Raw genomic sequence first — 11688 nt, 5'->3', positions numbered from 1 at the left:
AACTTCACTTTGTGGAACAGCGTACCTGCTGTGGGGGACTCTGTATAGTTGCAACTGGTACATTGCCGTGAGCCCGCAGGAACGCCGTTACAGAAATTTCTATGACCACATTTTTGGCAGCGGTAACCGTTACCCCATTTGAGCTCCGAGAGGTATGAAAGGCAGGCCTCGGTGGTCGAGAACCGCTCTTGAAACTCAAAAAGGGAGAGGCTTTTGAATCTATGCTCCATAGTATAAGATATTATTTGCTCTAATTTAATGACTTTATATCTAATAACAAAGTGCCTAAGTCAATAATTTTATATAGTATTAATCCCAATTCTTCTGCTTTAACTTTGAGTTCATTATTAAATGGGTAAGATTTTGCTCTTTCGCATAGTATCAACCAATACTTGGTTTCTTCCAGTTCTTTGGAAGCTATCTTCATTTTATGAATAAAATCTACTCTACTTTCTGCATTTTGTGCTTCGTGGATATTGGCTCCAATACTCGTAGCTGACTTCAACAATTGATTTGCAACTATAAAATGCCTTTTTTGTTCCAACGACTCGCAAAATTCAATGACCATCAGGGCAAACGATATTGATTTTTCAACTACTGCATTTTCCCTTTCAATCATTACTGCGTTTTTACATTAATTCATTGTACCATTGATACAACGTTACATTAAATCATTGTTAAATTGCTACATTAAACTACCGGTTTTCTAACCGTACGCTGCTCAATGCGCTTCTCATAATTTTCCCCTTGAAAAATGCGCTGTACAAAAATACCGGGTACATGGATTTCATTTGGGGAAAGGGTTCCTGCGGGTACGAGTTCTTCTACTTCGGCCACTGTAATGGTGGCCGCACCACACATGCACGGGTTAAAATTACGCGCTGTTCCTTTGAAAATTAAATTTCCGGCCTCGTCACCCTTCCACGCTTTTACAAAGGAAAAATCGGCTTTAAAGGCATGTTCCAATACATACATTTTTCCATTAAATTCTCTGGTTTCTTTTCCTTCTGCTACTTCGGTGCCATATCCTGCGGGAGTATAAAAGGCAGGGAAACCGGCCTGGGCTGCCCTGCATTTCTCTGCTAGCGTGCCTTGAGGCGTAAGTTCTACCTCTAGCTCACCACTGAGCATCTGTCGTTCAAACTCATCGTTCTCGCCTACATAGGACGATATCATTTTTTTTATTTGACGCTTCTGTAATAGCAATCCTAATCCAAAATCATCTACGCCGGCATTATTGGAAATACAAGTAATGTCTTTAATGCCCAAGCGCACCAGTTCGGAAATGGCATTTTCCGGAATCCCGCATAGCCCAAAACCACCTAACATAAATGTCATTCCGTGATGTACGCCTTCTAGGGCTTCTTGAACATGCTTTACAGTTTTGCGAATCATTTTTTAAGGTTTTAGGCTGTGGTATCTCAATAAGTCTCTTAAAGCAGCGTTTTTGGGATCATGTGCTACGAACGTTGCGTCGTAACTGCAAAAGGTCGTTCCCGATGATGTAAAATACGAAATTTTGGCCTTTCGCCCAAAGATCAAAATGAAATTCAGGAACGATCCCTGTGGCTTGCGCGCACAATTCCGGCAAGACAGGTTTTTAGCATCGTCTGTTTGGTATTTTTTAGGCTAAAAATCCAAATCGTCGAGATCGTCTTCAATCGCTGGGGTACTATCAAGACTGTCGTTAGGCTTATTACAGTCTACATTAAGGGACATTTCTTCGGGTTTGGTAAATTCTGCTTTGGATATGCCCAATTCATCCACGGCATAATTCTTTTTCATATACAAGCCCCAGATAGGCAAGGCCATTGAGGCTCCTTGTCCATAATTAATGGTTCTAAAGTGAGTGGCTCTGTCTTCGCCTCCTACCCAAACACCGGTGACTAAATTGGGTACCATACCCATAAACCAGCCGTCGCTTTGATTTTGAGTGGTGCCTGTTTTCCCTGCGATGGGGTTGGTAAATTCGTAGGGATAACCGGTAATAATTTCTTTGTAAAGGGTTTGGTCTTTGGCATAATTGCCACGTAAGCGCGTGCCAGAACCTCCTTCGGTAACCCCTTCTAATACATTTACCATAGCGTAAGCAACCTCTTTGCTTAAGACATCTTTGGTTTCCGGAACATATTCGTAGAGTACGGTGCCATTTTTATCTTCAATTCGGGTTACCATAACCGGTTTCACATATACCCCCTGATTGGCAAATACGCCATAGGCTCCAACCATTTCGTACACATTAATGTCGGGGGTGCCCAAGGCAATCGAAGGCACTTCGGGGATGTCTCCTGAAAGTCCCAGGTTCTTGACGATGGAAACAACCGCCTTTGGGCCAACTCTATCAATCAATTGAGCGGTAACCGTATTCACCGAATTGGCCAAAGCACGTTTTAAAGTATAGAGATTCCCTGAATACTTGCCATCGGAATTTTTTGGACACCACGCTTCCGGATTGCCGTGTTTCTCTGCTTCAATGCAATATTGAGTGTCAGGAAATTCATCACAGGGCGATAGCCGCAATTGGTCTATGGCAGCAGCATAAACAAAGGGTTTAAAGGTAGAACCTGCTTGCCGGGCTCCCTGAATCACGTTATCATACTGAAAATGCTTGTAATTAAGTCCGCCTACCCATGCTTTTACATGTCCTGTTTGGGGTTCCATCGACATCATGGCCGTGCGTAAAAACGACTTGTAATACCGAATAGAATCTAAGGGTGTCATAATGGTGTCTTTTTCTTGGGTATCCCTATTCCAGTCGAACACCGTCATTTCGGTCTTTACGGTAAAGGATTCTCGGATTTCCTTTTCAGATTTCCCCTGAGCCTTTAGTTTACGCCACCGATCTGAGGTTTTCATGCCCCGCTCTAAAATCTGGGCTATTTCGTCCTGATTGAGTTCCAAAAAGGGTGCGGTTTTATTTCTTTCGGGGGTATTTTGAACAAAAAATTCTTTTTGCAACCGTTTCATGTGTTCTTGCACGGCTTCCTCTGCGTGCTGTTGCATACGACTATCTATGGTAGTGTATACCTTTAATCCGTCTAAGTAGATGTTATATTTTGTGCCATCCGGTTTAGGGTTCTGTGCAATCCATCGATTTAAATAGCCTTGCAAATACATTCTAAAATAGGTGGCTAAACCTTCCCTGTGCGATTCTGGATTAAAATTAACATCCATTTTTAACCCTTGTAAAGAATCTTTCTGTTTTTCTGTAATAAAATCGTATTTGGCCATTTGACCAATAACGGTATTTCTGCGATTTAAAACCAATTGCTCTCGGCGAATGGGATTATAGAGCGATGAATTTTTTAACATCCCTACTAGCATAGCCGATTCTTCAATCTTTAAGTCTTTGGGCTCTTTGCCAAAATAGATTCTGGAGGCCGATCGGATGCCGTCTGCATTGAAACCAAAATCGTAAATGTTCATATACATCACCAAGATTTCCTCTTTAGTGTACTGCCGCTCTAATCGCGTGGCAATAACCCACTCCTTAATTTTTTGGATAATTCGATCCAGTGAACTGGCAGAGGCTCTTTCTGTAAACAACAATTTAGAAAGTTGTTGCGAAATGGTACTGGCGCCACCTTTGCTGCCAAGATATGCAATAGCTCTTAGGGTACCCCATGCATCAATACCGGAGTGCTCATAATAGCGAGCATCTTCTGTAGCGACTAAGGCGTGAATTAAATTCTGCGGCAAATCTTCGTATTTTACGGGCGTTCGATTGTCGTCTAAATAAAATTTCCCTAGGGTTTTTGCATCGGAAGATATAATTTCTGTGGCCAAATTGGTCTGAGGATTTTCTAATACCTCAAAGGTGGGTAAGGGATCAAAAGCACCCCAAGAAGCCAATAAAAATAGAAGGGCAATGGACAGGATTCCTGCGGCGAACAATATCCAAAACCACTTAATAAACGCAAAAAAGTTTGTGTGTTTCTTTTTTTTTACCACCTTGGTCATACCTTACTTGCTTTTTTCTATCTGAAAACCAACGTCCGTGATCCCTTTTAATTGCACTACGCCATTAATTTGACCCAGATGTCGCATGGCTTGAGAAATTTCTAGAGTATATACGCCGGAAGAAGGAAAAACGATGTTTTCTTTGAACCATAATTTACTTTCTTTTAGATTACCGCGCCCTTTTCCCAGCCATTGCCCATTGGGTAAGGCCATTTCGTATTCTAAGGTATCACGCATGGTTTGCCCATTCGGAAAGTCTAATTCGGCAATTAGGAAAAGGTTTCTATAGGGAAAGCTGTCATCATTTCGGATGTTAATAAATAGGTTGTATGCTGCTGTAGTGTCTAAATCCGAAAATTGAAACTGGATGGCATTATTTCTATCCCAAACACCATTTTCGGTATTTTTATACTCCGAAAAAACGAGGTCTTTATTGCAAGAAAGCATTCCAAGACCTATAAAAAGCATGCAAAATACCCTACCCATTTTTAGACGGTCTTTTTGCATTAGTTCTTCTTTTTTTAGTTCTGTTTTTGTTGTTCCTTCGCTTTGGAACATCAAATCGGGTGAGGCTGTCCTGACCTACCACATTTTCAAAAATCACTTTTTCTTCCTTTGGAATTTCGATACTAAATTCTTCTAGGCTGGCTACTTTTTCTTTTTTCTTGTTTTTTTCCAAGAGTAGATTCACTTGATCCTTATTTAGCGCATGCCAATGGGAAGGTTCATCTTTGTAGGAAAACCATAGGGTTTGCTTAAAAATATCAACCTTTTGACAAAATGCAAGGCCTTTTTCGGTAAATAATTTACTCTCTTGCGAGGGAAAATCTTTAAGGGCATCCATATACACATCCAACTCATAGTTGAGACAGCATTTTAATTTTCCACACTGTCCTGCCAATTTTTGGGGATTTAAGGAAAGCTGCTGATAGCGGGCGGCGGCCGTACTTACAGATCGAAAATCGGTGAGCCAGGTAGAACAACAGAGTTCCCTACCACATGAGCCTATGCCGCCCAAGCGTTGTGCCTCTTGCCGGTACCCAATTTGTCGCATTTCTATACGGATGCCAAAAGCCTTGGCCATGTCCTTAATCAATTGCCTAAAATCGACTCGCTCCTCTGCCGTATAATAAAACGTCGCCTTAGAACCATCTCCCTGAAATTCTACATCGGAGATTTTCATTTGCAACTTAAGTAAAATGGCTATTTCTCTAGCTCTTTTTTTAATTTCCTCTTCTCTATCCCTGCAACGCTGCCAAATGTCAATATCCTTTTGCGAGGCTTTTCGGTAAATTTTGGGTAGGTTTTCAAGGGGAAGCGGCTCACGCTTTTTGCGCATCTGTACCTTAACCAGAGCACCGGTAAGGGTAACCATACCCACATCGTGTCCCGATTGGGCTTGCGTGGCTACAATGTCGCCTATGCTCAGCGAAAGGTCTTCCGAGTTTTTAAAAAATTCTTTTCTGCTATTTTTGAAACGTACTTCCACGCCGTTGAACTGGGTTTCCCCGTTTGGCAACGACATATTGGAGAGCCAATCAAATACCGTTAATTTGTTACAACCATCTGTGCCGCAAGTGCCATTATTCTTGCAGCCACGTGGCTGTCCATCCTTAGCGGTTGAACAACTGTTACAACCCATATTAAATATCTTGATTTAGGTATACCCCATAGGGTTAACTAAAAAAGGTTCATAAATTTACTTAAATGTAAAGATAGTATTTTTTTAGTGTTATAGGAAGAAAGTTCGTAGAGGCGAGGCAGAGCAGATGGTGGTAAAAAGGGCTAACCAACACCAAAAGAATGAAGCACCAGTGATGGCGGTTCATAAAAGGGGATGCCTTAGAAAGCCTACGGAGATTAGCGCAAATGGAGACGCCGTAGTGAATGATATATAAAAAACTGATTGGTATTTACCTTTTGTACTTCAGTACCTCCGAGCGCCCTTTTTTAAAGATTTTGTTGCTGACTACTTTTCCTTTTCTTAGTTTTTTTTGTATTTCAAAAGGTAATTCGTGTATGCTTTTGCAGTCTACGGAGCAACAATGGTTCATTTTCTCGGCACAACCTGTACATTGAATAAACAATAAATGGCAGGCTTCATTGGCACAGTTTACATGCGTATCGCAGGGTTGCCCACATTGGTGACAATGGGCAATGACATCGTCGGTGATACGCTCCCCGCGGCGATGATCAAAGACAAAGTTTTTGCCTAAAAACTTATTTTCTAAATTTTGCGCTTGTACTTGTCTGGCATATTCAATGATGCCACCTTCTAGTTGGTATACTCTTTTAAAGCCCTTGTGTTTATAGTATGCGCTTGCCTTTTCGCATCGAATGCCACCGGTGCAATACATGACTAAATTTTTATCCTCTTTAAAAGCAGCCAAATCCTTTTCTATAAGATCCAAAGAATCTCGAAACGTATCCACATCTGGGGTAATTGCCCCGGCAAAGTGTCCTATTTCGCTTTCATAATGATTGCGCATATCTACCAATAGGGTATCCGGGTTTTCTAATAAGCGATTAAATTGCAAAGCATCTACATGTACCCCTTTATTCGTTACATCAAAACTGTCATCAGCGAGTCCGTCTGCCAAAATTTTGTCGCGAACTTTTATTTTCAATTTTAAAAAGGATTTATTATCCTGTTCTATGGCAATATTAAGACGCACCTCTTTCAAAAAAGAAATACTGTCTAAATGTGCTTTAAAGGCATTAAAGTAATCCGCAGGAACGGAGAGTTGGGCGTTAATCCCTTCTTTGGCCACATAAATACGTCCTAGTACATCCAGTTGGTTCCAATGTATAAATAAATGATTTCTGAAAATCGACGGATTGCCGATATGTGCATATTTGTAGAAAGAAATTGTAAGGCGATCTAGACCTGCCTCTTCAATAAGAGCCTCTCTTTCCTTTGCACTTAGTGTATTGTACAGTTGCATGCTATACCAATAATTAAGTTAAAGACTATTTCGGCAAAAATAAGCATATTCACAGTGTTCTCAAATAAAAAGAGCTTTGAATATATCAAAGCTCTTTTGAGGCTACCCCACTATTTTTCTTTTTCATAGAATTTAATCAAAAGGCGGTAGCCAACCATGCCCAGAGTTACAAAACCCCGGTGTTTTTTAGCAACGGAAGGTTCTTTTGCAATAAGATGCAGCTTTTCTAAAAAGGTTGCGTTGCCATTGCGATATGCAAAAAGAAATGGTATTTTAGCGTTCCTAATTTAGACAAAAATGAGTGCGGAAAAAGAAGCAAAGTTAAAGGCGTTGAAGCTCACCTTAGACAAACTGGATAAAACCTACGGGAAAGGAGCAGTAATGAAGATGGGCGATAGTGTGGTGCAAGATGTGGAGGTAATTCCCACAGGTTCTTTGGGCTTAGATATTGCCTTAGGCGTAGGAGGGTATCCGCGGGGCAGGGTTATTGAAATTTACGGCCCGGAATCTTCCGGAAAAACAACCTTAACGCTACACGCCATCGCAGAGGCACAAAAAAATGGAGGAATTGCGGCTTTTATCGACGCAGAGCATGCATTTGACCGTTTTTATGCTCAAAAAGTGGGTGTCGATATTGATAATCTTATCATTTCTCAACCAGATCATGGGGAGCAAGCCTTGGAAATTGCGGATAATCTCATCCGTTCCGGTGCCATTGATATTGTGGTGATTGATTCCGTTGCGGCGTTGACGCCCAAAAGTGAAATTGAAGGCGAAATGGGCGATTCCAAAATGGGTTTGCACGCGCGGTTAATGTCTCAAGCGCTTCGAAAACTAACAGGATCGATTAGCAAAACGCACTGTACCGTAATTTTTATAAATCAATTGCGTGAAAAGATTGGAGTCATGTTCGGAAATCCCGAAACAACGACCGGGGGTAATGCCTTAAAATTTTATGCTTCTATTCGTCTCGATATTCGACGATCTACTCAAATTAAGGACACGGATGGCGAATCTCAGGGAAATAAAACTCGGGTAAAAGTGGTCAAAAATAAGGTTGCTTCCCCTTTTAAAACCGCAGAATTCGATATCATGTATGGGGAGGGTATCTCTAAAGTGGGCGAAATTATTGACCTTGGAGTCGATTTTGAAATAGTTAAAAAAAGCGGCTCTTGGTTTAGTTATGGCGACACTAAATTGGGGCAAGGCCGCGATGCCGTAAAAGCACTATTGGCAGATAATCCCGAACTACAAGAAGAGCTGGAAGGAAAAATAATAGCCACGATAAAGGCGTTAAAAAAATAGAAGCCACCTCCCGATAACGGTATCTTTTTTTAAGGTTTCTACGCAACCTTTGCCTTTTCCTATCATCTTTAATAAAAAAATGGAAAGTGCATGAAAAAGTTCCTTCGTATCCTTGGTATTAGCATCTTGGGTATTTCGCTTAGTTCTTGTGATATTGATGATGGGGTAAATTTTCATTTTCAGCCCTTACAAATTGTAAGTGCCGAACTCCCAGAATCTTTTGTTCTCAATGAAGTTTTTGATATAACGGTTACTTTTATAATACCGGATAATTGCACCCTATTTGAACGATTTACGGTATCTAGAACCGCAACTACTACCCGGCAAGTGGCCGTGATGGGTGCCGTTTTGGATAAAGACGACTGTATTAACAGCGACCAAGAAGTTACGCGAACATTTAAATTTGAAGTGAAGTATACAGATACCTATCTGTTTCAATTTTATACCGGTGAAGACGAAAACGGCAACCCGGTATTTCTTGAAATAGAAGTACCGGTAGACCCAGGGGCAACAACCCCCTAAAATAGCATCATAATAATCTAACCAACATTTTGAGTCTAGAAGAACTCATCAATAATTGCAAAAAGGGACATAGGGCAGCACAGGAACAGTTATACAGGCAATATGCCGGTATCTTGTTCGGTATCTGTCTTAAATATTCTCGTAACAAAATGGAGGCAGAAGATCATTTGCACGATAGTTTTATGACTATTTTCAGCAAAATCCATCAATATAAATCGCAGGGCTCTTTTGAAGGGTGGATCAAACGAATAACGGTGAATACGGTGCTTCAAAAATACAGGAAGGAAACTACCCTGCATTTGGTTCCTGAACATTATGAAGCAGTAGACTCAGAACCGGACACCGATGGCATGGATGTTAACCTTAACACGCTGTTACGTTACATACAAGAATTACCCCATAAATACAGGTTAACCTTTAATCTCTATGTATTAGATGGGTATTCGCATAATCAAATAGGAGAATTGTTAGGGACATCGCCGGGTACTTCAAAATCGAACCTATCACGAGCCCGAATGTTATTAAAAGAACGAATTGAAAAAGAAAATATAAACATTGCGTAAGTCATTTTAAAATGAACAAAAAAAGTATAGACGATTTGTTTCGGGAGAAACTTAAAGACTATGAGGACGTTCCGGACGAAAAAGTTTGGCAGGCCATAGCCGTCTCTTTAGATAAGCGTAAAAAATCGAGAAAAATAATTCCGATATGGTGGCAATTAGGAGGTGTTGCGGCGGCATTGCTCTTGGGATGGTTTCTATGGAACCCTCTGGAAAACACCCAAAAACCAGCGGAAAATACCATTACAAACCAAGAAGACACCAAGGAAAAGACGCTAGAGCGGTTAAAAGAAGCGGAAGAAAAGCCCTTTGAACTACCGCATGCGGCTACAGATGCCGTAGTGGACACTAAAGCCCCTGCTGCCCAAACCGAGGACGAAGAAGCGAGTTCTAATCGAACACAAAAAATGGCGACACCCTTGCCTAAGGCGAAAACCTCCGAGATAACTTCCAATAAAGCTGTTGAACGTGAAAGACCGGCTGTTGCTTCATTAACGACGACGCCCACAACAGAGGATAACGCTGCTGTGGGTAATCCTTCTGCAACTATGAACCTAAAGGCTACGGAAAACAACACTGCCGTAGCCCAAGAAGACGGCATCCAAAGTGAAACAAACCAAACGAAACAAAGGTTAGAAGAGGCTCGATTGCAACCAGAGGGGCGGTCTACGAATGCGGTAGCGGCAGCAGAAGCAGAAGAAAAAGGGGTACAACCTCCTAAAAAATCTATTTTTGAGGAAATTGAACAACAGCAAAAAGAGAAAGAAGAAGCCTTAGCGAAGAATCGTTCAGATAAATGGTCTGTAGGGCCTAGTGTGGCTCCTGTTTTTTTTAGTGCCACAGGCGAAGGGTCGCCTATTCATTCTAATTTTGCAACAAACTCTAAAACAGGTAAGACCAACTTAAGTTATGGAGTGGTTGTTTCGTATGAACTCAGCAAAAAAGTGGTCGTGCGTTCGGGCATTCATAAAGTTGATTACAGTTATAACACCAACGACGTGTCCTTTACGGCAGTTATGGATCCCAGTACAAATGCACTTATAGACAATATTAACTATGCATTAGCTTCTCGCAATATTTCCATTTCCAGCAAAACGGCAGCTCCCAATGGGCTGTCTACCCAGGCCAATGCCGATGTGGTGGGAGTTAATGCCCTTGAAACATCACGAAATGCCAGCATGGAACAACAATTCGGTTATGTAGAGGTTCCTTTAGAGCTTACGTATGCACTGGTAGACCGTAAATTTGGGCTGCATGTGATAGGAGGGGTAAGTTCACTTTTTTTAACCAATAATGCGATCTCCCTTGAATCTACAGAAATTCAAACCGAGGTAGGGGAGGCAAACAATCTTAACAACGTAAATTTTAGCACCAATTTTGGCATAGGAATGCAATACAAGTTTACGCCCCAATTGCGTGTAAATGTGGAGCCCATTTTTAAATATCAACTCAATACTTTTTCGGAAACAGCAGGCAGTTTCAATCCATTTTCCATTGGGGTGTACAGCGGTATTAATTATAGGTTTTAAGAGGTTGGTTAGGTAGCTTATTGCCACGTGCAATAGTGCCTTAAACGCCCTGCGGTTCCAGCGGGGCGTTTTCTTTTATAGCCGCCCAATTAGCAACGCATTTCGTATAACGTCACGTGTTTTTTCTTTTAAATCCCCTTTGTCGGTAACCAAAAGGGTAGCGGTCTCTAAAAACGAATGTACGGTAACCCTCATTTTTCCCGGGCCTCCGGAGAACCAGCCAAAAGGAAAACGCTTTTTACAATCGTAGAAAGTAATAGGCACCACAGGTATTTTGTGTGCTATAGCCATTTTAAAAGCACCGTCTTTAAATTCGTCTAACAGAATATCACCATCGGGCACACCTCCTTCGGGGAATATACAAATACTTAAACCTTGATTCAACCTCCGTTGTGCTCGCAGATAAACAGCCGTTCTACTTCTACTATCCTCCCTATCTACCAATATGCATACGCGTTTGTAAAAAAAACCAAAAATAGGGATACGCACCAACTCTTTTTTCCCCACAAAAACAAAAGGATTTTTACTTACTTTAAGCATCAGCATGATATCTAACATGCTGGTATGGTTCGCTACCAACATATAGCTCTTCCCTTTTATAAGCTTTTGTTCGCGTGTTATCTTAGGAAAACATACCATTCCGTATAAAATAGTATTTGCCCAAATATTTCGTGCCATCCAAAAGAATTGTGGATACCATTTTTCGGAAAGCGTTAAAAAGACTAATAATGGAAAAAATAACACGATAGGGAGCGCTACTAACACATAGAACCAAATTCGGTATAAAATACAGCCTACGGTTTTTAAAAGTGAACTCATAAAATCAAAAGTAACAAATTTGCAACTGCTTTCAGATTTCTTTTACCT

Annotated in this window: 12 protein-coding genes; 4 read left to right on the top strand and 8 right to left on the bottom strand. The window is 41.1% G+C overall.

Annotated features, from left to right (window positions below; genetic code table 11):
- The 7 genes from U1E44_RS16845 to trhO all read right to left on the bottom strand — a co-directional run.
- Window positions 1-230 (bottom strand): transposase (locus U1E44_RS16845; protein ID WP_416242055.1); only part of this gene is annotated, 230 nt, incomplete at its 3' end.
- Window positions 231-250: 20 nt separating this feature from the next.
- Window positions 251-619, bottom strand: coding sequence for a four helix bundle protein (locus U1E44_RS11260; protein WP_322931189.1), 369 nt, complete (start codon window positions 617-619; stop codon window positions 251-253).
- 71 nt (window positions 620-690) lie between these two features.
- Window positions 691-1395 carry a CoA transferase subunit A gene (locus tag U1E44_RS11255; RefSeq protein WP_322931188.1) on the bottom strand — a complete coding sequence of 235 codons (705 nt, stop codon included), beginning with the start codon at window positions 1393-1395 and terminating at the stop codon, window positions 691-693.
- A 234-nt stretch (window positions 1396-1629) separates the two neighbouring features.
- Window positions 1630-3960, bottom strand: a complete 2331-nt coding sequence (locus U1E44_RS11250) for a penicillin-binding protein 1A (RefSeq protein ID WP_322931187.1) — start codon at window positions 3958-3960, stop codon at window positions 1630-1632.
- A gap of 3 nt (window positions 3961-3963) precedes the next feature.
- Window positions 3964-4467 carry a gliding motility lipoprotein GldH gene (locus U1E44_RS11245; protein ID WP_322931186.1) on the bottom strand — a complete coding sequence of 168 codons (504 nt, stop codon included), beginning with the start codon at window positions 4465-4467 and terminating at the stop codon, window positions 3964-3966.
- Window positions 4439-5602: a PSP1 domain-containing protein gene (locus U1E44_RS11240; RefSeq protein WP_322931185.1), complete on the bottom strand. Its 1164-nt coding sequence runs from the start codon at window positions 5600-5602 to the stop codon at window positions 4439-4441. The genes U1E44_RS11245 and U1E44_RS11240 overlap by 29 nt, the downstream gene beginning before the upstream one ends.
- Window positions 5603-5873: 271 nt before the next feature.
- Window positions 5874-6905 carry an oxygen-dependent tRNA uridine(34) hydroxylase TrhO gene (gene trhO / locus U1E44_RS11235; protein WP_322931184.1) on the bottom strand — a complete coding sequence of 344 codons (1032 nt, stop codon included), beginning with the start codon at window positions 6903-6905 and terminating at the stop codon, window positions 5874-5876.
- A gap of 297 nt (window positions 6906-7202) precedes the next feature.
- On the opposite strand from trhO, the gene recA reads away from it, so the two are divergent.
- The 4 genes from recA (at window position 7203) to U1E44_RS11215 (ending at window position 10821) form a co-directional block, all read left to right on the top strand.
- Window positions 7203-8210, top strand: coding sequence for a recombinase RecA (recA, locus tag U1E44_RS11230; protein WP_322931183.1), 1008 nt, complete (start codon window positions 7203-7205; stop codon window positions 8208-8210).
- A 90-nt stretch (window positions 8211-8300) separates the two neighbouring features.
- Entirely contained in the window at window positions 8301-8732 is a 432-nt protein-coding gene (locus U1E44_RS11225) for a hypothetical protein (protein WP_322931182.1), read from the top strand.
- A 29-nt stretch (window positions 8733-8761) separates the two neighbouring features.
- Entirely contained in the window at window positions 8762-9295 is a 534-nt protein-coding gene (locus U1E44_RS11220) for an RNA polymerase sigma factor (protein WP_322931181.1), read from the top strand.
- 11 nt (window positions 9296-9306) lie between these two features.
- Window positions 9307-10821, top strand: a complete 1515-nt coding sequence (locus U1E44_RS11215) for an outer membrane beta-barrel protein (protein ID WP_322931180.1) — start codon at window positions 9307-9309, stop codon at window positions 10819-10821.
- 75 nt (window positions 10822-10896) lie between these two features.
- Here U1E44_RS11215 and U1E44_RS11210 read toward each other — a convergent pair whose 3' ends face one another.
- Window positions 10897-11640 carry a lysophospholipid acyltransferase family protein gene (locus U1E44_RS11210; RefSeq protein WP_322931179.1) on the bottom strand — a complete coding sequence of 248 codons (744 nt, stop codon included), beginning with the start codon at window positions 11638-11640 and terminating at the stop codon, window positions 10897-10899.
- Window positions 11641-11688 lie beyond the last annotated feature (48 nt).

Source organism: Aurantibrevibacter litoralis, assembly GCF_034651555.1.
Classification (GTDB): domain Bacteria; phylum Bacteroidota; class Bacteroidia; order Flavobacteriales; family Flavobacteriaceae; genus Aurantibrevibacter; species Aurantibrevibacter litoralis.
Note: the sequence above shows the minus strand (reverse complement) of the source record. Positions and strands in the feature narration are given on the sequence as shown.

Bases quoted from the DNA above. Each gene is read 5' to 3' on its own strand.
- U1E44_RS11245 (WP_322931186.1), bottom strand. From the start codon at position 4,467: ATGCAAAAAGACCGTCTAAAAATGGGTAGGGTATTTTGCATGCTTTTT.
- recA (WP_322931183.1), top strand. From the start codon at position 7,203: ATGAGTGCGGAAAAAGAAGCAAAGTTAAAGGCGTTGAAGCTCACCTTA.
- U1E44_RS11250 (WP_322931187.1), bottom strand. From the start codon at position 3,960: ATGACCAAGGTGGTAAAAAAAAAGAAACACACAAACTTTTTTGCGTTT.
- U1E44_RS11225 (WP_322931182.1), top strand. From the start codon at position 8,301: ATGAAAAAGTTCCTTCGTATCCTTGGTATTAGCATCTTGGGTATTTCG.
- U1E44_RS11260 (WP_322931189.1), bottom strand. From the start codon at position 619: ATGATTGAAAGGGAAAATGCAGTAGTTGAAAAATCAATATCGTTTGCC.
- U1E44_RS11255 (WP_322931188.1), bottom strand. From the start codon at position 1,395: ATGATTCGCAAAACTGTAAAGCATGTTCAAGAAGCCCTAGAAGGCGTA.
- U1E44_RS11210 (WP_322931179.1), bottom strand. From the start codon at position 11,640: ATGAGTTCACTTTTAAAAACCGTAGGCTGTATTTTATACCGAATTTGG.
- U1E44_RS11215 (WP_322931180.1), top strand. From the start codon at position 9,307: ATGAACAAAAAAAGTATAGACGATTTGTTTCGGGAGAAACTTAAAGAC.
- U1E44_RS11240 (WP_322931185.1), bottom strand. From the start codon at position 5,602: ATGGGTTGTAACAGTTGTTCAACCGCTAAGGATGGACAGCCACGTGGC.
- trhO (WP_322931184.1), bottom strand. From the start codon at position 6,905: ATGCAACTGTACAATACACTAAGTGCAAAGGAAAGAGAGGCTCTTATT.